The organism is Stutzerimonas tianxiuensis, assembly GCF_053470365.1.
Genome location: NZ_JBPVWS010000001.1, coordinates 263163 through 282978 on the forward strand (window position 1 = coordinate 263163; position 19816 = coordinate 282978).

Annotated in this window: 21 protein-coding genes; 8 read left to right on the forward strand and 13 right to left on the reverse strand. The window is 60.0% G+C overall.

Annotation, left to right across the window (positions count from 1 at the left end; all coding sequences use genetic code 11):
* Positions 1-14 precede the first annotated feature (14 nt).
* The 4 genes from ACSSNI_RS01100 to ACSSNI_RS01115 all read right to left on the reverse strand — a co-directional run bounded on the left by ACSSNI_RS01100 (position 15) and on the right by ACSSNI_RS01115 (position 4250).
* Positions 15-1976 (reverse strand): dynamin-like GTPase family protein, encoded by a 1962-nt coding sequence (locus ACSSNI_RS01100; RefSeq protein WP_200639979.1) that lies wholly within the window; start codon positions 1974-1976, stop codon positions 15-17.
* Between the two features lie 119 nt (positions 1977-2095).
* The gene (locus ACSSNI_RS01105; RefSeq protein WP_102836660.1) at positions 2096-2686 is read right to left on the reverse strand and encodes a YggT family protein; all 591 of its coding nucleotides are present in this window, start codon (positions 2684-2686) and stop codon (positions 2096-2098) included.
* Positions 2687-2695: 9 nt separating this feature from the next.
* Entirely contained in the window at positions 2696-3523 is an 828-nt protein-coding gene (proC, locus tag ACSSNI_RS01110) for a pyrroline-5-carboxylate reductase (RefSeq protein WP_200639978.1), read from the reverse strand.
* A gap of 13 nt (positions 3524-3536) precedes the next feature.
* Positions 3537-4250 carry a YggS family pyridoxal phosphate-dependent enzyme gene (locus ACSSNI_RS01115; protein ID WP_200639977.1) on the reverse strand — a complete coding sequence of 238 codons (714 nt, stop codon included), beginning with the start codon at positions 4248-4250 and terminating at the stop codon, positions 3537-3539.
* Positions 4251-4316: 66 nt separating this feature from the next.
* Between ACSSNI_RS01115 and ACSSNI_RS01120 the strand changes: the two genes are divergently transcribed.
* Complete coding sequence (locus ACSSNI_RS01120; RefSeq protein ID WP_102836663.1) at positions 4317-5351, forward strand: type IV pilus twitching motility protein PilT; 1035 nt, start codon at positions 4317-4319, stop codon at positions 5349-5351.
* A gap of 77 nt (positions 5352-5428) precedes the next feature.
* The gene (locus ACSSNI_RS01125; protein WP_200639976.1) at positions 5429-6574 is read left to right on the forward strand and encodes a PilT/PilU family type 4a pilus ATPase; all 1146 of its coding nucleotides are present in this window, start codon (positions 5429-5431) and stop codon (positions 6572-6574) included.
* Positions 6575-6579: 5 nt separating this feature from the next.
* Here ACSSNI_RS01125 and ACSSNI_RS01130 read toward each other — a convergent pair whose 3' ends face one another.
* Together ACSSNI_RS01130 and ACSSNI_RS01135 are read right to left on the reverse strand one after the other, a co-directional pair.
* Entirely contained in the window at positions 6580-7404 is an 825-nt protein-coding gene (locus tag ACSSNI_RS01130) for a TIGR03915 family putative DNA repair protein (protein ID WP_200639975.1), read from the reverse strand.
* A complete protein-coding gene (locus tag ACSSNI_RS01135; protein ID WP_200639974.1) occupies positions 7401-8612 on the reverse strand; it encodes a putative DNA modification/repair radical SAM protein in 1212 nt (403 codons plus the stop codon). Before ACSSNI_RS01135 ends, ACSSNI_RS01130 begins: the two co-directional genes overlap by 4 nt.
* Positions 8613-8744: 132 nt before the next feature.
* Here ACSSNI_RS01135 and ACSSNI_RS01140 point away from each other — a divergent pair, with 132 nt between their 5' ends.
* Positions 8745-9149: an NINE protein gene (locus tag ACSSNI_RS01140; protein WP_159966902.1), complete on the forward strand. Its 405-nt coding sequence runs from the start codon at positions 8745-8747 to the stop codon at positions 9147-9149.
* A gap of 54 nt (positions 9150-9203) precedes the next feature.
* Here ACSSNI_RS01140 and ACSSNI_RS01145 read toward each other — a convergent pair whose 3' ends face one another.
* The 7 genes from ACSSNI_RS01145 to gshB all read right to left on the reverse strand — a co-directional run bounded on the left by ACSSNI_RS01145 (position 9204) and on the right by gshB (position 15128).
* Positions 9204-10475, reverse strand: coding sequence for a dihydroorotase (locus ACSSNI_RS01145; protein ID WP_200639973.1), 1272 nt, complete (start codon positions 10473-10475; stop codon positions 9204-9206).
* Positions 10475-11491 carry an aspartate carbamoyltransferase catalytic subunit gene (locus tag ACSSNI_RS01150; protein WP_148925467.1) on the reverse strand — a complete coding sequence of 339 codons (1017 nt, stop codon included), beginning with the start codon at positions 11489-11491 and terminating at the stop codon, positions 10475-10477. The genes ACSSNI_RS01145 and ACSSNI_RS01150 overlap by 1 nt, the downstream gene beginning before the upstream one ends.
* 10 nt (positions 11492-11501) lie before the next feature.
* Positions 11502-12014, reverse strand: coding sequence for a bifunctional pyr operon transcriptional regulator/uracil phosphoribosyltransferase PyrR (gene pyrR, locus ACSSNI_RS01155; protein WP_200639972.1), 513 nt, complete (start codon positions 12012-12014; stop codon positions 11502-11504).
* A 19-nt stretch (positions 12015-12033) separates the two neighbouring features.
* The gene (ruvX, locus tag ACSSNI_RS01160) at positions 12034-12462 is read right to left on the reverse strand and encodes a Holliday junction resolvase RuvX (protein ID WP_200639971.1); all 429 of its coding nucleotides are present in this window, start codon (positions 12460-12462) and stop codon (positions 12034-12036) included.
* Positions 12459-13028, reverse strand: a complete 570-nt coding sequence (locus tag ACSSNI_RS01165) for a YqgE/AlgH family protein (RefSeq protein WP_200639970.1) — start codon at positions 13026-13028, stop codon at positions 12459-12461. The genes ruvX and ACSSNI_RS01165 overlap by 4 nt, the downstream gene beginning before the upstream one ends.
* Positions 13029-13110: 82 nt before the next feature.
* Positions 13111-14007, reverse strand: a complete 897-nt coding sequence (locus ACSSNI_RS01170) for an energy transducer TonB (protein ID WP_200639969.1) — start codon at positions 14005-14007, stop codon at positions 13111-13113.
* A gap of 161 nt (positions 14008-14168) precedes the next feature.
* Complete coding sequence (gene gshB / locus ACSSNI_RS01175) at positions 14169-15128, reverse strand: glutathione synthase (protein ID WP_200639968.1); 960 nt, start codon at positions 15126-15128, stop codon at positions 14169-14171.
* A gap of 236 nt (positions 15129-15364) precedes the next feature.
* Between gshB and pilG the strand changes: the two genes are divergently transcribed.
* The 5 genes from pilG (at position 15365) to ACSSNI_RS01200 (ending at position 19811) form a co-directional block, all read left to right on the forward strand.
* The gene (pilG, locus tag ACSSNI_RS01180; RefSeq protein ID WP_019339789.1) at positions 15365-15772 is read left to right on the forward strand and encodes a twitching motility response regulator PilG; all 408 of its coding nucleotides are present in this window, start codon (positions 15365-15367) and stop codon (positions 15770-15772) included.
* A gap of 44 nt (positions 15773-15816) precedes the next feature.
* Entirely contained in the window at positions 15817-16182 is a 366-nt protein-coding gene (gene pilH / locus ACSSNI_RS01185) for a twitching motility response regulator PilH (protein ID WP_102836674.1), read from the forward strand.
* A 38-nt stretch (positions 16183-16220) separates the two neighbouring features.
* A complete protein-coding gene (locus tag ACSSNI_RS01190; protein ID WP_148925461.1) occupies positions 16221-16757 on the forward strand; it encodes a chemotaxis protein CheW in 537 nt (178 codons plus the stop codon).
* A gap of 78 nt (positions 16758-16835) precedes the next feature.
* Positions 16836-18884, forward strand: a complete 2049-nt coding sequence (locus ACSSNI_RS01195) for a methyl-accepting chemotaxis protein (protein ID WP_148925460.1) — start codon at positions 16836-16838, stop codon at positions 18882-18884.
* A 60-nt stretch (positions 18885-18944) separates the two neighbouring features.
* Positions 18945-19811 (forward strand): CheR family methyltransferase, encoded by an 867-nt coding sequence (locus tag ACSSNI_RS01200; RefSeq protein ID WP_148925964.1) that lies wholly within the window; start codon positions 18945-18947, stop codon positions 19809-19811.
* Positions 19812-19816 lie beyond the last annotated feature (5 nt).

Here is a 19816-nt window from a genome sequence, read left to right on the forward strand (position 1 = left end):
TCGCAACGCCGGTGTCAGCCCAAGTTGGCGCTGGTAAGGCTGACGACCTTGCCTTGGCGGCGAATCGGTGCCGGTTTTCGCAGCACTCGCAGCATTTCACCCGCCTGGGCCAGCTGTTGCTCCAGCTCAAGGCTGTACCGCGCGAGCGCGCGCCCGCGCTGGCTGCTTTGCTGGCTATCCTGCGCCAGGCTCTTGAGGCGCAGCATGTGTGCTTCCAATTGCTGCTTGTGTTCCAGCGAATGCTGCATCAGCGGCAGCAGCGCTTCATTGGCCCAATGCTCGGCTTCCTGGCGTAAGCGCTGATGCATGGCGACCACCTCCTGAACAAGGGTGGCGAAGAAGCGACGGGTCAAGGTGCGCTGCTCGGTGAGCAGCGTCTTGAGCTGCAGGCGGAACTGGTCGGCCTTGCTTTGCAGATCCTTGAGTTCTTTCTGGTACTGCGCCAGACGGAACAGCGGGGCGTCCACGCCGTGTAGCGGATTTTCGTCGTTATGGCGCCTGTAGATGGCCGAGACCATCTTGTTGGCCAATGCCGCCTCGTGCTCAAGCGCAGCGATATCCTGTTCTACCGAGCGGAAAAAATGCACGATGCTGAGGTTGATTCCCAGGGTGGTCAGGCTGCCGGTCAGGCTGCGTCGCAGGCGCGAGAGGTGTTCCTCGAGCCGGTCCGGGCGCACCGTCGAACGCAGAAGCTCGCCCTGGCGTTGCAGTAGACGCTGGTTGGTTTTCAGCTGCAGCAGACGCTTGTGGTGCTGGTTATGGTCATGGCGGGTACGGGCCGTCAGCTCGAGGAGCATCTGGCCGCTGTCCTGGCGATGGCTATCGAGCAGTTGGCATTGCTCGCGAACCTTGGCCAGCCGCTGGGTCAGGATATGCTGGCTGTTCTGCAGCAAGGCTAGCACCTGGCGCACCACCTGTTGTTCCAGCAGATGCTCCTTCTGGGCAAGGATGCGCTCGCTGAGCAGATGTTCCAGTGCAACCAGTTGACTGCGCTCGAGCAGACTTTGATCGCCGCGAATCTTGGCCAGCAGGGCCTGCTTGGCTGAGAGGGGAAGCACATCCTCCACAGCGATGCCCAACTGTTGCGCCGTAGCGGCCTGCATCCGTTGAATCGCCTCACTGACAAAGGTCTCACCGGAGACGTCGTCCCACAGAACATCGATCTTGTTCAACACGGCAAACAGACGGTTTCGCCCACCGTCGTTGAGCTGGCGAATGTGCTGTTGCCAGATACCCATGTCGCTGGCCGTCACGCCGGCATCGGCCGACAGCAGGAAAATTACCGCGTGGGCGTTAGGCAGCATCGACAGCGTCAGCTCCGGCTCGCTGCCGAGCGCGTTGAGGCCGGGTGTATCGAGGATGCGCAGGCCTTGGCGCAGTAGCGGATGGTCGAAGCTGACCATGGCGTGTCGCCAAGCCGGCACCAAGACTTCACCGCTGACTTCGGACGCTTCCAGCACATCGGGGTGGAAGCCCAGCTGGATAGCCTGCTCGGCTGGCATGGATTTCGCGGAAGCTACCTGACCGAACGCTTCGACCATGGCGTCAGGATTCGTGGGATCCAGCGCAATGTTTGTCCACAAGCGTGGGGCGCGCTTGAGCTGGGCGATGCTGGTGTCTTCAAGGCGGGATTCGATCGGCAACAGGCGAATGTACGAACGTTCCGCACGGGGATCGAAGAACAGTTCGGTCGGGCACATGGTGGTCCGGCCGGCACGCGACGGCAGGATGCGCTGGCCATACTCCGAGAAGAACAGGCTGTTGATCAGCTCCGTCTTACCGCGGGAATACTCGCCGACAAACGCGAGGGTTATATGGTCGGTGCGCAGCAGTTTCAGCGAACGGTCCAGGCGGGTTTCAACCACCTCCGAGTTCAGCCGGTTGTGCGCCAGCCAGCTGCGGTAACGGGTTATTTCGCGGATAAGGTCGCGTTTCCAGGAGACATAGGCATCCACCTGCCGGTCGAGTCGTTCCATGGTCGTGGTGCTTCCTGAAAGGCGTAGGAGGCGATTATCCCTGCCACCCGATGCGGGTCAATCAAGCCTTTTGTGAACCACCGCCCAAAGCCTGCACAAGGCTTAAGGCGGTTTCAGGCTCAGATAAGCGAGCGCAGGATGTTGGGCATGTGGGTCATCATTGCCAGGTTATTGATGACCAGCATGTCGATCAGCTTGATCGCCAGAAACGCGAAAATCGGCGAGATATCCAGCCCACCCATGCTTGGCAGCAGACGGCGGAAGGGTGCCAATGCCGGTTCGCAGATCTGGCTGACCAGTTGGGCGCCCGGGTTGTGACTGCCAGGTGCGACCCAGGACAGGATCACGCTGATGATAAGCGCGTAGAAGAAGATGTTGATGAACAGCCCGGTCACGCCAATGACGGCCCAGACCAAAAGCTGCAGCGGGTTTCCGATGGTGCCGAACGCGATCATCAGGATCGCCGCCATCAGTAGGATCTGGACGATGATCGCCAGTACCAGCGAGGACAGGTCCAGCCCGCCGATACTGGGGATGATGCGGCGCAGCGGCTTGAGCAGCGGGTGCGTGGCGCGGACAATGAACTGGCTAAGCGGGTTGTAGAAGTCTGCCCGGACCAGCTGCAGGATGAAACGCAGCAAGACGATCAGCAGGTACAGGCTGCCCAGCGTCTGGACGATCAGGATCAGGGCTTGCGAGAGTTGCGACATGAAGGCTCCTTAGTTGCCCAGTTGTTCGGCGAGTTCGGCCGAGCGTTGTGCGGCTGCAGTCATCGCTCGCTCAACCAGGCTTTCGAAACCGCCCGCTTGGAAGGCTTTGATCGCCGCTTCGGTGGTTCCGTTCGGCGAGGTGACACGACGTCGCAATTCGGCCGCTCCAACATCGCTTTCGCAGGCCATTCGTGCAGCCCCCAGCGCGGTATGCATGGTCAGCTGCGCGGCCGTATCGCGCGGCAAGCCCATACGCTCACCCGCAGCGGTCATCGCCTCGATCATTAGGAAGAAATACGCCGGGCCGCTGCCCGACACGGCGGTCACGGCGTCGATCAGCGACTCCTTGTCCAGCCAGAGTGCCAGTCCAACCGCCGACAACAGCTGTTCGGCTTGCTGCTTTTGCGTATCGGTCACCTGATCATTGGCGAACAGCCCGCTCACACCCTGACGCAGCAGGGATGGGGTGTTCGGCATGCAGCGAACGATGGCCCGTGGTGTTATGTCACCCAGCCAAGCCTGCAGGCTGGCGCAATCGATGCCCGCGGCAATCGAGACGACCAGCTGATTCGCTTGCAGGTGTGCAGCCAGGTCGCGGCAGACCGCCTGCATCACCTGCGGTTTGACCGCGAGGACCACTACGTCCGCGCCTGCAACAGCCTGGGCGTTGTCGGTAAAAGCCTCGATGCCATGAGCGGCTTCGAGTTCGCTGCGTTTGTCGGCGCCGGGATCACTGGTGCAAATCGAGGAGGCCGGGATGCCTTGGGCGCGTAGGCCGCCAATCAGGCTCGCGGCCATGTTGCCGCCACCGATGAAGGCGATACGGGGAGTGCTCATGTGGGATTCCTTGTTAGTCATGCGGTGGGGCGTCTGCAGCCACCTGCGAGGGGTAGGCACGGGCGCCGAACAGGGCAGTGCCTATGCGAACCCAGGTGGCGCCCTCGGCAATGGCTGCCTCCAGGTCCTGGCTCATGCCCATGGAAAGGGTGTCCAGATCCAGCGGCAGCTCGGACTGCAGTTGGCGTAGGCGGGCGAACGCTGCGCGCTGCTCGGCTGGATCGTCAGTTGGTTCGGGTATCGCCATCAGGCCGCGTAGGTGCAGGCGAGGTAAGGCGGCGATCGCCTGGGCCAGTTCGTGAGCCTCTTGCGGGTCGCAGCCGGACTTGCTGGCTTCACCGCTGACGTTGACCTGCAGGCAGAGGTTCAAAGGCGCCAGGTGGTCGGGACGCTGATCCGAAAGACGCTGGGCGATTTTCAAACGGTCCACCGAGTGCACCCAGTCGAAATGCTCGGCGATCAGCTTGGTCTTGTTCGATTGGATGGGGCCGATGAAATGCCAAACCAACGGTAGGTCGGCGAGTTCGGCCTGTTTTTCCAGCGCTTCCTGCAGGTAGTTTTCACCAAAATCGTGCAGGCCCGCTTCGCTGGCCTCACGGATGGCCTCGGCCGGTTGGGTCTTGCTCACCGCAAGCAGCAGCACCTCGTCGGGATCGCGCTCTGCAGCTTGCGCCGCCTCACGGATGCGCGTTCCGACCTTTGCAATATTCGTCGCTATCGTGGACATTACCTGCGCCTGCCACCTTAGGGTCTGCGCGGCATTCTACCTGCTTGCTTGTAATTGGGGAGTCCCATGGATATCACAGAGCTGCTGGCCTTCAGTGCCAAGCAGGGTGCGTCGGATTTGCACCTGTCTTCCGGCTTGCCGCCGATGATCCGCGTCGACGGCGATGTGCGCCGGATCAATCTCCCCGCGATGGACCACAAGCAGGTGCACGCGCTGATCTACGACATCATGAACGACAAGCAGCGCAAGGATTTCGAGGAGTTTCTCGAGACCGACTTCTCGTTCGAGGTGCCTGGTGTGGCGCGCTTCCGGGTCAACGCCTTCAACCAGAATCGCGGTGCTGGTGCAGTATTCCGGACCATTCCGTCCAAGGTGCTGACCATGGAAGACCTCGGCATGGGCGAAGTCTTCCGCAAGATCACCGACGTACCACGCGGGCTGGTGCTGGTCACCGGGCCGACCGGTTCGGGCAAGTCGACCACCCTGGCGGCGATGCTCGATTACCTGAACAACACCAAGTATCACCATATCCTCACCATCGAGGACCCCATCGAATTCGTTCACGAGTCGAAGAAGTGCCTGGTCAACCAGCGTGAAGTGCATCGTGACACGCTCGGCTTCTCCGAAGCGCTGCGCTCGGCGCTGCGTGAAGACCCGGACATCATTCTGGTCGGCGAGATGCGCGACCTGGAAACCATCCGCCTCGCGTTGACTGCAGCGGAAACCGGCCACCTGGTATTCGGCACCCTGCACACCACTTCGGCGGCCAAGACCATCGACCGGGTAGTCGACGTGTTCCCGGCTGAAGAGAAGTCCATGGTCCGCTCGATGTTGTCGGAATCCCTGCAGGCCGTGATTTCCCAGACCCTGCTGAAAAAGGTCGGCGGTGGTCGGGTGGCGGCGCACGAAATCATGATTGGCACCCCAGCGATCCGAAATCTGATCCGTGAAGACAAGGTGGCGCAGATGTATTCGTCTATCCAGACCGGCGGCTCGCTGGGAATGCAAACGCTGGATGCCTGCCTTAAAGGCTTGTTGGCTAAGGGGCTGGTCTCCCGCGACAGCGCCAAGGAAAAAGCCAAGCAGCCGGAAAACTTCTAAAACCTATCGGGGCTTGGCGCTATGCCGGGTCCCTTCGCTTTGCATTGCGCGGCTACGCCCGGACTACGAGAACGACGATGGAATTCGAGAAACTGTTGCGCCTGATGGTCGAAAAGGGCGGCTCCGATCTGTTCATTACCGCTGGTGTGCCGCCTTCAATGAAGGTCAACGGCAAGATCCTTCCGGTGAACAAAACGCCGATGTCGCCCGAAATGACCCGCGAAACGGTACACGCGGTGATGAACGAGCAGCAGCGCCGTGAATTCGCTGAGAACCACGAATGCAACTTCGCCATCAGCGCGCGCGGTATCGGCCGTTTTAGGGTCAGCGCCTTTTATCAGCGCAACCTCGCCGGCATGGTGTTGCGCCGAATCGAAACCAACATTCCAACGCTGGAAGACCTGAAACTTCCCGAAGTGCTGAAAAAGCTGGCGATGACCAAGCGCGGCCTGGTGCTGTTCGTCGGTGCGACTGGTACCGGCAAATCCACCTCGCTGGCCGCGATGATCGGCTACCGCAACAAGAATTCCAGCGGCCATATCATCTCCATCGAAGATCCGATCGAATTCATTCACCAGCACCAGAGCTGCATCGTCACCCAGCGTGAAGTGGGGATCGATACGGATTCCTTCGATGTGGCGCTGAAAAACACCCTGCGCCAGGCGCCGGATGTGATCCTGATCGGTGAAGTGCGGACCCGCGAGACCATGGACTATGCCGTGGCCTTCGCTGAAACCGGGCACCTGTGTTTGGCGACCCTGCACGCCAACAACGCCAACCAGGCGCTGGACCGAATCATCAACTTCTTCCCGGCCGATCGGCAGCAGCAGGTCTGGATGGACCTGTCACTGAACCTCAAAGCCATCGTTGCCCAACAGCTGATCCCGACGCCCGATGGCAAAGGCCGCCGCGCGGTGATCGAGGTGCTGATCAACACGCCGCTGGCGGCTGATCTGATCCGCAAGGGCGAGGTTCACGAGCTCAAGTCGCTGATGAAACGCTCCACCGACCTTGGTATGCAGACCTTTGATCAGGCGCTGTACAACCTCTATGTCCAGGGCGAGATCACGTACGAAGACGCCTTGGCGCATGCCGACTCCTCCAACGATCTGCGACTGATGATCAAGCTGGGGTCGGAAACCGACGGTGAACACCTCACCAGCGTTTCACAAGGGCTGACGTTGGAAGTCAGCGACGACGATCCGGGACGCAGCTTCCGTTGATATGGCTAGCCAGGCCGGCTGATTCGCTTGCCTGGCTGGTTGGCCACGCGCTCGGCCTGACCGTCACGTTGTGCTCCGGCGCGCGCTTGGCTCATCAGTTGAGGAATTAGGGCGCCCTCCGGCAGGTTCTTCCAGAATCGGACCGGTAAGTTGCTTTCCATGACGTTGCGGTTCAACCGCGCTGGGTTGAAGGTGCTTTCGTAATAGGTCCTCCACAGCTCCGCCCCTGGATCCTGCGCATTTTGCGCAAGCCGTCGCCAGGCGGGCGGGCACGCGGCGGCATGGTGCATGACCACTCCATCCCAAAGCACCGCATCGATTGGCGTTGCGATCAGCCAGGAATTTAGCCCCATCCGTTCTGCAAAGTGTGGTGCTGCACTTACGAGAACATCATGGGCAGGCTCGAACCAGGCGGCATAGTTCGGCGACTCGCCGCAGCCTGTCGGGCTGAACCGCAGAAAGGCATGCATGTGGTGCGCTTCACGGCGCACGGCCTTGATCCGTGCGTGCAGCTCAGTTCCGTCGATGTCGCCGACCAGCCTGGCTGTTTGATCGCCTTTTGCGACCCGCCAGAGCACGCGATACAGCAAGCTCCACCGATCTGCCGTACGAAAGCGGGCAGCACTTTCGAGCTCATCGATCAGCTGTCGCGGAATGCGAACTGGCGGTCCGGCATCGACTGGTTCGGACGTATCTGGCTCATCGAACAAGCCACCTAGCTCGTCCTTGCCAAGCCACTCGACTTGATGCGGCGCGACGCCGCTTTGGAGCAGTTCACGGGCCCTGTCGCGCCAGCCATCAAAGCCCCCATCAAACCGCACCTGCATCACCACAGGCCCATTTGTACCGGGCCGTCACTGAGGCTCCGGCGCAAGGTCGCAGACTCCCGATTGGCAAGGCTTGGTCGGTAGTCTTGTGTGATGACAAAGGGTTTAGCCTTTTCAAGCGAGCAGCGAAGCCGTGTCAGGTCTTCGAAGCGGATGCGCTTCTGCCGACGCAGGGCGACCAGCCGTTTGGCGCTCAGGATCCCGATACCGGGGATGCGCGCGATCAGTGTCGGCTCGGCGCTATTCAGGTCAACTGGAAAATGCTCACGATTGGACAGCGCCCAGGCCAGCTTCGGATCGATGTCCAGCGGCAGGTTGCCTGGGCCCGCCAGCAATTCGCTGGCCTTGAAGCCATAGCCGCGCATCAGGAAGTCCGCTTGATACAGGCGATGCTCGCGCAGCAGTGGCGGTGCCTCAACCGGCACGGTTTTGGGGCTATGTGGGATGGGGCTAAAGGCGGAGTAATAGACGCGCCGCAGTCTGAAGTCGCCATACAGTGATTGGGCGGTGTGCAGAATGGTGCTGTCATCGGTGGCGTCAGCCCCGACGATCATTTGCGTACTCTGACCGGCCGGTGCGAAGCGTGGTGCGCGCTGTTCTGCTTTGGCTTCAGTCTCGCCTTCATGAATGGCGTGCATCGCCTGCTTGATGGTCACCACCTGTTTCTCTGGCGCCAGGCGGATCAGGCTGGCCTCGGTCGGCAGTTCGATGTTGACGCTGAGGCGGTCAGCGTAACGGCCCGCCTCCGCGATAAGTTGCGGGTCGGCATCGGGAATCGTTTTCAGATGGATGTAGCCGCGAAACTCGTGCTCTTCGCGTAACAGCCTGGCCACACGGTTGAGCTGCTCCATGGTGTAGTCCGCCGAGCGGATGATCCCGGAGCTGAGAAACAGGCCGCTGATGCAATTGCGGCGGTAGAAGTCCAGTGTCAGCGTTACCACTTCTTCTGGAGTGAAGCGTGCTCGCGGAACATCGCTGGAGCGCCGATTGACGCAGTACTGGCAGTCGTACAGGCAAAAGTTGGTCAGCAGAATCTTCAGCAGCGCGACGCAGCGACCGTCCGGCGTGAAGCTGTGACAGATGCCCATGCCATCCGTGGCGCCAAGTCCGCTGCGGCCTTTTGAGCTGCGTTTGGGCGCGCCGCTGCTGGCACAGGACACATCGTATTTGGCGGCGTCGGCCAGGACGCTGAGCTTCTCGATCAATTGCATAGATCACCATGGTGCTGGTTGGATATACAGTATCATGGCGGCTCAGGTGCGTGGTGTCCGCTCGGCAGGCGCTGCAATTGAGTGGGAATCGGATAAGCTCACGAAATACCCAAACCGGACTGCGAGGCTCAGATGCGTCAAAACACCCATAGCACCCTGATTGGCTATCTTTTGTGGATCTTCGGCTTTCTTGGCTCGCACCGCTTCTACTATGGCAAGCCGATCACCGGCACCATTTGGTTCTTCACGCTCGGATTGTTTTTTGTAGGTTGGATCATCGACCTTTTCCTGATTCCGTCAATGGATCGTGAAGCGGACATGCGCTTCCAGCCTGGTCCGATCGACTACACCGTCGCCTGGATTCTGCTGACCTTTCTGGGGATATTCGGCGTGCACCGGATGTACCAAGGCAAATGGATCACCGGGCTGATTTATCTTTGCACCGGTGGGCTGTTTTTCGTCGGCATCCTTTATGACTTCTGGACGCTGAACAGTCAGGTGTCGATGCAGAACATGGAAAAACGCATTGATCGGTGATCAGACGCTTACCGTTCGCAGCCCTGCTCGGCTGCGAACGGCTGGGTAAGCGGCCTAGCCTTGGAAGGCGACTCGGCCGTCAACCAGGGTGTAGCGCACGGCCCCGGGCAGGCAATGCCCGATGAACGGGCAATTGCGGCCTTTCGAGTGCCAGCGCTCGCCGGCCAGGGTCGAACTGCTCGGGTCGAAAAGGACCAAATCCGCGGCTCCGCCAATCGACAGTTGGCCGGCCGGCAGCTTCAGCGCCGCGGCCGGGCCGCTGCTCAGGCGAGCCAGCAAGGTCGGCAGGTCCAGCAGGCCGTCTTCAACCAGGGTCAGGGCGAGAGGCAGGAGAATCTCGGCGCTGCTGATGCCCGCCTCGGTCTCGCCGAACGGGGCCTGCTTGGCGTCCGCTTCATGCGGTTGATGATGGCTCGAGATCACCGAGATGACACCGCTCTTCACCGCCTGACGAAGGCCCTCACGGTCGCCGGCACTGCGCAGAGGCGGCTGCACATGGTAGAGACTTGAGAAGCCGTGCAGCGCTTCGTCGGTGAGGATCAGCTGATACATCGCCACGTCAGCGGTGACCGGCAGGCCACGAGCTTGTGCATCGGCAATCATCTGGGCGCCGCGGGCCGTGGTGAGTTGGCTGAAGTGCGCGCGCACACCAGCTTGTTCCACCAGCAGCAGGTTACGAGCCAGGGCGATGGTTTCCGCCGTTTCGGGAATCCCGGCCAGGCCGAGAAAGGCCGCGGCGGGGCCTTCATGGGCCAGGCCACCCTCGGACAGGTCGCTGTCCTGAGAATGGATGACAACGGTGAGGTCGAATGTTGCAGCGTATTCCAGCGCTCGGCCCAGGTTGCGGTTGCTGGTGAAATTGGCCAGGCCATTGCCAAAGGCGACGCAGCCTGCGTCTCGGAGGGCGACCAATTCCGATAGTTGTTCGCCTGCCAGGTTGCGCGTCAGTGCGCCGATCGGGAAAACCTTGGCATGGCCGGACTCGCGGGCACGGTCGAGGATCAGTTCGGCAACTGCTGCGGTGTCCAGTACCGGCTTGGTCTGAGGTGGGCAGCACAGACTGGTGATACCGCCAGCGGTTGCCGCAAGCGTTTCGCTGGCAATGTTGCCTTTGCGGCTATAGCCCGGTTCGCGAAGTGCCACCGATAGGTCGACCAGGCCGGGCGCAGCAATCAAGCCGCGTGCATCAATGGTCTTTGCCGCGCTGAATCCCGAAGGCGCCTGGCCGAGAGCGATGATTTTGCCGTCCTGACAGTAAATATCAGTGATTTCGTCGCGTCCATTGGCCGGGTCGATCAGGCGAGCACCGAGGATATGGGTAGGCATCAGTTCTGCTCCTCGGCCGCGTATTCCTGTTCGAGTTGCCGTTGTGCGGTCTGCCCGCTCATCGCCATGGACAGCACCGCCATACGAATCGCGATGCCATAGGTGACCTGGTTGAGGATGACCGACTGGGCACCGTCGGCCACCGCCGATTCGATCTCGACGCCGCGGTTGATCGGGCCGGGGTGCATGACGATAGCGTCCGGTTTGGCCAGCGCCATGCGCTGGGTGGTCAGGCCATAGAGGCGATAGAACTCGCCCTCGCTGGGCAGCAGGCCGCCCTGCATGCGTTCGCGTTGTAGACGCAGCATGATCACCACATCGACGTCACGCAGGCCTTCGTTCATGTCGTGGTAGACGTTCACGCCGTACTGTTCCAGGCCAACGGGAAGCAGCGTCTTCGGGCCTATGACACGAATGTCGGGACAGCCCAGTGTTTTCAGCGCGAGCATATTGGAGCGGGCTACGCGCGAATGCAGGATGTCGCCGACAATGGCCACCGAGAGTTTTTCGAAGTCACCCTTGTGCCGGCGAATGGTGAGCATGTCGAGCATGCCTTGGGTCGGATGCGCATGGCGCCCATCGCCACCGTTGATGACCGCTACATCCGGGCACACATGTTCAGCGATGAAGTGGGCGGCGCCCGAATCAGCGTGGCGCACTACGAACATGTCGGCGGCCATCGCTTCGAGGTTGCGCAGGGTGTCGGTAAGTGTTTCGCCCTTGCTGGTCGAGGAGGTCGAGACGTTCAGGGTGATGACGTCCGCCGAGAGCCGCTTGGCCGCCAGCTCGAAGGTGGTGCGCGTTCGCGTCGAATTTTCGAAGAACACGTTGCAAACGGTTTTGCCTCGCAACAGCGGTACCTTTTTTACCGCTCTGGCGCCGACCTCGAGGAACGAATCGGCAGTGTCCAGGATTTCAGTTAGCAGGGCACGGGGCAGGCCATCCAGCGAGAGGAAATGGCGCAACTGACCATTATCGTTCAGCTGTAGCGGGCGCTTGGCGTCGGTAGGCGTCATCGCGAGGGTCTCAATTGGCGGAGGCGAGGGTCTGGAGTTCGAGCGTTAGCGGGCTTGGGCCAAGGAGCTTTACCCGTTGTTCGGGCGCCAGTGAGAGTGTGGCACCCACCACGTCCGGCCTGATCGGCAGCTCGCGGGCATTGAGGTCCAGCAGGCACACCAGGCTGACGCTGGCTGGCCGGCCGTAGTCGAACAGCTCGTTCAGCGCTGCACGAATGGTGCGGCCGCTCATGAGCACATCATCGACCAGGATTAGATGCTGGCCTTCGATTTCGAATGGTAGCTCCGAGGGGCGAACCTGGGGATGCAGACCGTTTTGGGTGAAGTCGTCGCGGTAGAACGAGACGTCCAGTATCCCCAGTGCTTCGTTCTTGGCCCGTTGTTCAAGAAGTGCCTGGGCGACCCAGACGCCACCCGTGCGGATGCCGATGAAACGAGGCTCGCTTATGCTCCGGCTCTTGAGGTGCTGATCCAGGGTTGCAGCCATTTCTGGGAGCAACTGGTCGGGGTTGGGCAGGGTCATGATTTCTCCTGGGGCCGCTTCAGGCGGTTTGCTGGGCACTCAGCCAGCCTTCGAGTAAAAGAGCCGCAGCGAGGGCATCGACGGGGCGTTCACGGTAACCGCCGTTCTGGCCGCCACGCAGGCGCTCGCCTTTGGCTTCATATGTGGTGAGGCGCTCGTCATGGGTATGCACTGGCAGGTTGAAGCGACCGTTGAGGCGGCGTGCGAACTTTTCTGCACGAGCGCTCATCTCGCTGCCACTGCCGTCCATGTTTAGCGGCAGGCCGACCACCAGCGCATCCGGTTGCCACTCGCGTAGCAGCGCTTCGATCTGTGTCCAATCAGGTACGCCGTTTTGCGCCTTAAGCACACAGAGCTCTCGCGCCTGGCCGGTCACCGCCTGACCGACGGCGACGCCGATCTGCTTGGTGCCGTAGTCGAAGCCGAGCAGTAGTCGCAGCGTACTCATGCGTGGCCGACCTGGCTGCTGAGCAGCGTGAGATCGACACCCAGCGATGCGGCAGCGGCCGTCAAACGCTGATCGTAGGGCAGGTCGAAAAGGATCTCAGGCTGCGCCGGGCAGCTCAGCCAGGCATTTTCCGCCAGCTCCGCTTCCAGCTGGCCAGCCTCCCAGCCCGCATAACCGAGAGCAATAAACTGCTGTTTTGGGCCATAGCCGTCGGCGATGGCGAAGAGCACATCTTGGGAAGTCGTCACACCGAGCGGGCCCAGATCAAGTGTTGCCTGGAATTGCGCATCGGCAGCATGCAGCACGAAGCCTCTATCGGTCTGTACTGGTCCGCCCGAAAAGATCGTCAGGTGCTGGCTGCTTGCATTTCCTGGTTGCTCCGGGCGGAGCTGCTCAAGTATGTCGGCCAGGTTCAATCCGCTCGGGCGGTTGACAATGAGCCCCATCGCGCCATCCCGGTTGTGTTCAACCAGATAGATCAAGGTTTGGGCGAAGTTGGGGTCCGCCATATGTGGCATGGCGATCAGAAAGTGATGCTTGAGGTAGCTGGGCGAGGTCGCGTTCATGGGTGCTAGCTTAAGCGTTGCGGCCAGAGCCGTGAAGCGGCTGCACCAAATGCCATATCCGACGCGGCGCCCGCGTCCCTTGTCAGCGGCTTGACAGGCGATCGCCGCGCTCGAAGCGCCAGGTTCGGATGATTTCGACCTGATCGTAGTTCTGCGCCAGCTCGCCGGCAAAAGGCGCAAAGGGCGCCGCAAGTCTGACGATGCGCATGGCGGCTTCGTCTAGCATCGCCTGGCCTGAGGATTCGAGTACTCGGAGCTCCTGTACCGCGCCGTTTCGGTCAACCACGACCAACATTCGCAGACTCCCGTAGATGCGTTGACGGCGCGCCTCATCTGGATAGTTCAGGTTGCCGATGCGCTCGACTTTCTTGCGCCATTCGTCGCGGTACCAGGCACTGATGTCGCGCATGGTGGCAGCGCTGTTCTGGCGGCTGACACGAGGCCGCTTGGCATATTGCTCGACCTGCTGGGCAAGTTCGGCTTCGAGGCTGGCGATTTCTGCGCTGAGCTGCGAACTGTCATAGACGGGAGCCGGTTGCGCCTGTGGCTGCGGCTTATTCTTTTGTGGCTTGGCCGGTGTCTTTTCAGGTTGCGGGGCGCGCGTCGCTACGGCTGTCTTGGGCGCCTCGCTAGGGTTGCTTGGCGGGGGCGACGAAGCGGGCGAGACCTTGCTTACCTGGGTGTCCTGGAATGGCGCTTGCTCAGTTGTTTTTGGCGAGGCCTTGTGCTCCAGCGTGCCGCTGCCTTGCTGATTGTCCTGAGCCAGGAAATCCGCTTCCTTTGGCTTGTTTTCACTCTTAAACGTGGACAAAGTGATTTCCAGCGATTTGCTGGTCTGCTTTGGTTCTGAGAGCGTGAAGCCGAGCCCTAGAATCAGGGCACCGTGAAGCGCGGCTGCGAGAAATATCGTAAAGCCGAGACGGTCTGCCGGACGGACTCCGGTAGGGGCAAGAGAGGGTTGGCGTGTAGCGGCGTTCATCGCATTTCAGTCGGCTTGAAGTGCGCGCAGTCTGCCCAGCGTGACTGTAAAAGTCTATGAACCAGGCGGCAGCTTTGATGGGTGGCTACGGCGATGCGTCGACCGAAGCGAAGCAGGCAATTGAAAGAGAGGCGGTTGGCACTGCGCCAACCGCATTTGGGCTAAACGTTGGATTCGCTCAGTTTTGCTGCGATGGCGTCCATCAGGCGCTCGCCGATGCGGGTATCGAAGGCGCTGTCAATCTCGCGGATGCAGGTCGGGCTGGTGATGTTGATCTCGGTGAGGAACTCACCAATCACGTCCAGGCCGACAAAAAGCAGCCCGCGTTTGCGCAGCTCCGGCCCCACAATCGCGGCGATCTCCTTGTCGCGCTCAGAAAGTGGCTGCGCGACGCCGCGTCCCCCGGCGGCGAGATTGCCGCGGGTTTCGCCTACTGCGGGTATGCGCGCCAGGCAGTAGGGCACCGGCTCGCCGTCTATCATCAGGATGCGTTTGTCGCCTTCCGTGATGGCCGGAATGTAGCGCTGCGCCATAATCTGACGGCCGCCATGCTCGGTCAGTACCTCAAGGATCACTGAAAGATTCGGGTCGCCTTCGCGGTGGCGGAAAATCGATGCGCCACCCATTTCATCCAGCGGTTTGAGAATGATGTCACGCTGCTCGCGAGCAAACTCCCGCAGAATGTCGGACCGCCTGCTGACAAGGGTCGGTGGGGTGCATTGCGGAAACTGGGTGGCAAAGAACTTCTCGTTGCAGTCGCGCAGACTCTGCGGGCGATTTACCACCAGTGTGCCGGCCTGCTCAGCAAGCTCCAGCAGATAGGTGGCGTAGACATACTCGCTGTTAAAGGGCGGATCCTTGCGCATCAGGATGACATTGAGGTCGGCAAGAGCGCTGTCTACTTCTTCCCCTGTTTCGTACCAGCGCTGGGGGTCGGTGAAGACCTGGATCGGGCGCATGCGGGCCCGCGCCTCGCCGGCAAGCTGGTAGAGATCGCGTTGTTCCATGTAGTAGATCGTCCAGCCGCGGTCCTGGGCTGCCAGCAGCATGGCCAGGGAGCTGTCTTTCTTGAATGCGATCTGCGCGATTGGGTCCATGATGATCCCGACGCGAACAGTCATGTGGTGGTCTCCAACGAGGGGCAGGCAAGCGCTGCCAGAGGCTTGAAATACCGACGCAGATTGGCGGCGGTTGTGCGCTGGGTCAAGGAAAATCCCGCTGCTCCGGCGGCAGATAGCTTGCATTTAAGGAGTGTGCTAAAAAGGTCCGGCGATTGGGTGCAGCCCATCGATGACAGGGCCTCCAGCGCACTGACATAACGATAAACTACGACTCACCGAGGCGATGGTAGGGCGAAATGGAACAGCACTCCGAGGGCTTGAAGGTCATGGTGATCGACGATTCGAAAACGATTCGTCGCACCGCCGAAACGCTGCTGAAAAAAGTAGGTTGTGATGTGATCACGGCGGTGGATGGCTTCGATGCGCTTGCCAAAATTGCGGATAGTCATCCGCGCATCATCTTCGTCGATATCATGATGCCCAGGCTTGATGGTTATCAGACCTGCGCGCTGATCAAGAACAACAGTTCTTTCAAGTCCACGCCGGTGATCATGCTGTCCTCAAAGGATGGTTTGTTTGACAAGGCCAAGGGGCGGATTGTGGGGTCTGACCAGTACCTCACCAAGCCGTTCAGCAAAGAAGAATTGCTCGGTGCTATCAAAGCACATGTGCCTGACTTTGCACCGGTAGAGCAAGTATCCTGAAGTCCGGCCCATTGTGCCGCTGAAGCCTTTCCTACGGAGAAACCATGGCTCGCGTTCTGATTGTTGATGACTCGCCGACCGAAATGTACAAGCTGACGGCCATGCTGGAGAAGCACGGGCACGTCGTTCTCAAGGCCGAAAACGGCGCCGATGGCGTAGCGCTTGCGCGCCAGGAGAAACCAGACGCGGTGCTGATGGATATCGTCATGCCCGGCCTGAACGGTTTTCAGGCGACTCGTCAACTGACCAAAGATGCTGAAACCAGTCACATTCCAGTGATCATTGTGACGACCAAGGACCAGGAAACCGATAAGGTCTGGGGCAAGCGTCAGGGAGCCAAAGATTACCTGACCAAGCCGGTGGACGAAGCGACATTGCTGAAGACCCTGAGCGCCGTACTTACCGGTTGATTAGCGGTTTCGGGATTCGGACGAAGGAAGTTACCAGCATGTCGGATACGCCTACGCCTTTTGAGCGACTCCTGGATATCGACAGCCGTTGCAGGGCCTCGGCTGCCGGATTGCCGTCGCAGCAAGAAGCTGTCCAGACATGGGCTGGTATCGGTTTCCGAATGGGAGGCCGACTGTTCGTTGCGCCTATGGGAGAGGTTGGCGAAATACTCCATGAGCCGCGTTATACCCTGCTTCCCGGTGTGAAGGCGTGGGTAAAGGGAGTGGCCAACGTCCGTGGCAGGCTTTTGCCGGTTATGGACCTGTGCGGCTACCTAGGGCTCGAGTTGTCGCCTTTACGCAAGCAGCGGCGTGTGTTGGTGGTGGACCACCAGGAAGTGTTCGCGGGACTGACGGTCGATGAAGTGTTCGGCATGCAGCATTTTCCGGTAGATGCATTCTCCGAACAGTTGCCTCCTGTCGAAGCCTCGATTCAGCCATTCATTCACGGTGTCTTTCAGCGCGAGCAGCCCTGGCTGGTTTTCAGTCCGCACGCGCTTGCTGCGCATCAGAAATTTCTGGACGTGGCGTATTGATTTAGGTGGGGTCGGCTGATGCCGGCCTTTTGGTTCTTGGAAGGAAACGTACAGGTGGTCCAGGCGGGGGCCGGAAAAATGAAAAAAATGAACGCGAATGCATTGCTGGCAGGGGTACGTAGCAATACGTTGATCGCCGGCCTGTTTATCCTTCTGATCGTCTCGATGGTGTTGCTGTTCGTGAACTTCGCGTACATCAATACACAGGCCGACTACGATAACGAATACGTTGGACACGCAGGTGAGCTGCGAGTTCTCTCCCAGCGCATCGCGAAGAACGCGGTTGAGGCGGCCACCGGTACCCCCGAGGCATTCGACTCGCTGAAAGATGCTCGCAACGACTTTAGCGAGCGTTGGAGTTACCTCTCGGTTGGCGATGATCGCATCGGATTGCCTGCGGTACCTGAAGCGCTGCAATCCGAAGTGGCAGCAGTGCAGCAGGATTGGGATACGCTGCGGCAGAACACCGACGCGATCCTTGCCAGCGAACAAACAGTACTGTCCTTGCATCAGGTGGCAGCCACCCTCGCCGAAACGATCCCTCAGCTGCAGGTTGAGTATGAGGAGGTCGTGGACATCCTTTTGGAAAGTGGCGCTCCAGCCGCTCAGGTTTCCGTGGCCCAGCGTCAATCGCTGCTCGCGGAACGTATCCTGGGGTCGGTCAACAAGGTGCTTTCCGGTGATCAGGACTCTGTGCAGGCCGCAGACATGTTTGGTCGCGACGCCAGCCTGTTCGGTCGCGTGCTCAGCGCCATGCTGGAAGGCAACGAGGCCATGGGCATTACCCGGGTCAGCGACGTCGAAGCATTGGATCGGTTGGCCGCCATTTCAGAGTTGTTCCAGTTCGTTTCCGGATCGGTAGACGAGATTCTGGAAACCTCACCGGAACTGTTCCAGGTACGTGAGTCATCGAACAGCATCTTCGAGGTTTCGCAGACACTGCTCGACAAAACGTCCGAGCTGACCCAGGGGCTTCAAAGTCGTGCCGAAGCCCGTTACGTCAATACCCTCGCTGGCTATGTCCTTGGTGCATTGGCACTGGCTTCGATTCTGCTGATCGGCATGGTCATGGTTCAGGTTACGCGTCGTCGGTTGAGCGAAACCGCGGAAAAGAACGAGCGTAACCAGACAGCGATTTTGCGTCTGCTTGACGAAATCGGCGACCTGGCTGACGGTGACCTGACGGTAGCCGCCACTGTTACCGAAGACTTCACTGGTGCTATCGCTGACTCGATCAACTACTCCATTGACCAGTTGCGCGACCTGGTTGAAACGATCAACCAGACCGCCGTACAGGTGTCCGGTGCGGCCCAGGAAACCCAGGCAACCGCAATGCATCTGGCCGAAGCATCCGAGCACCAGGCTCAGGAAATTGCTGGTGCGTCCGCAGCGATCAATGAAATGGCCGTGTCGATTGACCAGGTATCGGCTAACGCCGCCGAATCCTCGGCAGTAGCCGAGCGGTCGGTAGCGATCGCAAACAAGGGCAACGAGGTGGTGCATAACACCATTACCGGTATGGATAACATCCGGGAGCAGATTCAAGACACTTCTAAGCGAATCAAACGTCTCGGCGAGTCCTCGCAGGAGATCGGCGATATCGTCAGCCTGATTAACGACATCGCCGACCAGACCAACATCCTCGCACTGAACGCCGCGATTCAGGCCTCCATGGCCGGCGACGCCGGTCGAGGCTTTGCGGTCGTTGCGGACGAAGTACAGCGTCTTGCGGAGCGTTCCTCTGCTGCAACAAAGCAGATCGAAGCGCTGGTTAAGACCATTCAGACAGACACGAACGAAGCGGTTATCTCGATGGAGCAGACCACGTCCGAAGTGGTTCGAGGTGCCCGCCTGGCCCAGGACGCAGGGGTCGCTCTGGAGGAAATCGAAAAGGTATCCAAGAGCCTTGCGGCGCTCATCCAGAACATTTCCAACGCGGCTCGCCAACAGGCGTCGTCGGCTGGTCATATTTCCAACACCATGAACGTCATTCAGGAAATTACCTCGCAAACATCTTCCGGTACCACAGCTACCGCGAAGAGCATCGGTAACCTAGCCAAGATGGCCAATGAGATGCGGCATTCGGTATCCGGCTTTACTCTGCCGGAAACGCAGGATCAGGCCTGATTTGAGAGCGCGGCGGCCTGAAACGGGCCGCTGTGGAATTTCATGGATAAGGGGCAGGGTATGCAGCCAGGTGTTGATTGGTCACTGAGACCCTTGGCTGATATGTCGGCAGCGGAATTCAATGACTGGCAGACCCTGCTCGAGGAACGTTCTGGCCTGGTTGTGACCGAGCAACGACGGATCTTTCTCCAGACCAATCTGAGCCGCCGCATGCGCGAAGTCGGGGCGCAGGATTATGCGAGTTACTACCGCCAGGTCACCGACGGTCCTAGAGGGGCTGTTGAATGGTCCACCCTGATGGACAGTCTGACTGTACAAGAGACCCGTTTTTTTCGTCATCCGCCGTCGTTTGCAATGCTTTCCGATTACATACAGCAGCGTGTGGAGTCGCGGAATGCTGCTCGGCCCTGGTCGCTGTGGAGCGTTGGTTGTGCAAGCGGCGAGGAAACCTACTCGTTGGCGATTTGTGCAGCTGAGGCGCTTAAGTGCACCGACGGCGAAACACAGTTTGGTGTGATAGGAAGCGATATCAGTCTCAGTGCGTTGAGCCGTTCACGTGAGGGCCTCTATGGTCTACGTCGACTCGAACATCTGGACCCCGACCTACGCGAGCGGTATTTCCAACCACTGGCGGGTGATCGTTTTCAGGTGGTACCCAGTCTGGCAGCGAGGGTGTGCTTTGCCCGACTTAACGTGCTGGAGCTGGCCGGTGCACCAATGTCCGATGTGGACGTCATTTTTTGTCAGAACCTGTTGATCTACTTCCGTCGCTGGCGCCGCCGCGAAATCCTCAATCGTCTTGCCGAGCGCCTGGCGCCGGGAGGGTTGCTGGTTATTGGCGCGGGTGAGGTGGTCGGTTGGCAGCACCCGGAGCTGGTTCCGGTGGCTGATAGTCAGGTTCTGGCCTTTACCCGGAAATGTTTATGAGCGGA

Excerpts from the sequence above, each read along its gene's own strand:
- ACSSNI_RS01100 (WP_200639979.1), bottom strand. The coding sequence starts at position 1,976 with ATGGAACGACTCGACCGGCAGGTGGATGCCTATGTCTCCTGGAAACGC.
- ACSSNI_RS01105 (WP_102836660.1), bottom strand. The coding sequence starts at position 2,686 with ATGTCGCAACTCTCGCAAGCCCTGATCCTGATCGTCCAGACGCTGGGC.
- proC (WP_200639978.1), bottom strand. The coding sequence starts at position 3,523 with ATGAGCACTCCCCGTATCGCCTTCATCGGTGGCGGCAACATGGCCGCG.
- ACSSNI_RS01115 (WP_200639977.1), bottom strand. The coding sequence starts at position 4,250 with ATGTCCACGATAGCGACGAATATTGCAAAGGTCGGAACGCGCATCCGT.
- ACSSNI_RS01120 (WP_102836663.1), top strand. The coding sequence starts at position 4,317 with ATGGATATCACAGAGCTGCTGGCCTTCAGTGCCAAGCAGGGTGCGTCG.
- ACSSNI_RS01125 (WP_200639976.1), top strand. The coding sequence starts at position 5,429 with ATGGAATTCGAGAAACTGTTGCGCCTGATGGTCGAAAAGGGCGGCTCC.
- ACSSNI_RS01135 (WP_200639974.1), bottom strand. The coding sequence starts at position 8,612 with ATGCAATTGATCGAGAAGCTCAGCGTCCTGGCCGACGCCGCCAAATAC.
- ACSSNI_RS01140 (WP_159966902.1), top strand. The coding sequence starts at position 8,745 with ATGCGTCAAAACACCCATAGCACCCTGATTGGCTATCTTTTGTGGATC.
- ACSSNI_RS01145 (WP_200639973.1), bottom strand. The coding sequence starts at position 10,475 with ATGCCTACCCATATCCTCGGTGCTCGCCTGATCGACCCGGCCAATGGA.
- ACSSNI_RS01150 (WP_148925467.1), bottom strand. The coding sequence starts at position 11,491 with ATGACGCCTACCGACGCCAAGCGCCCGCTACAGCTGAACGATAATGGT.
- pyrR (WP_200639972.1), bottom strand. The coding sequence starts at position 12,014 with ATGACCCTGCCCAACCCCGACCAGTTGCTCCCAGAAATGGCTGCAACC.
- ruvX (WP_200639971.1), bottom strand. The coding sequence starts at position 12,462 with ATGAGTACGCTGCGACTACTGCTCGGCTTCGACTACGGCACCAAGCAG.
- ACSSNI_RS01165 (WP_200639970.1), bottom strand. The coding sequence starts at position 13,028 with ATGAACGCGACCTCGCCCAGCTACCTCAAGCATCACTTTCTGATCGCC.
- ACSSNI_RS01170 (WP_200639969.1), bottom strand. The coding sequence starts at position 14,007 with ATGAACGCCGCTACACGCCAACCCTCTCTTGCCCCTACCGGAGTCCGT.
- gshB (WP_200639968.1), bottom strand. The coding sequence starts at position 15,128 with ATGACTGTTCGCGTCGGGATCATCATGGACCCAATCGCGCAGATCGCA.
- pilG (WP_019339789.1), top strand. The coding sequence starts at position 15,365 with ATGGAACAGCACTCCGAGGGCTTGAAGGTCATGGTGATCGACGATTCG.
- pilH (WP_102836674.1), top strand. The coding sequence starts at position 15,817 with ATGGCTCGCGTTCTGATTGTTGATGACTCGCCGACCGAAATGTACAAG.
- ACSSNI_RS01190 (WP_148925461.1), top strand. The coding sequence starts at position 16,221 with ATGTCGGATACGCCTACGCCTTTTGAGCGACTCCTGGATATCGACAGC.
- ACSSNI_RS01195 (WP_148925460.1), top strand. The coding sequence starts at position 16,836 with ATGAAAAAAATGAACGCGAATGCATTGCTGGCAGGGGTACGTAGCAAT.
- ACSSNI_RS01200 (WP_148925964.1), top strand. The coding sequence starts at position 18,945 with ATGCAGCCAGGTGTTGATTGGTCACTGAGACCCTTGGCTGATATGTCG.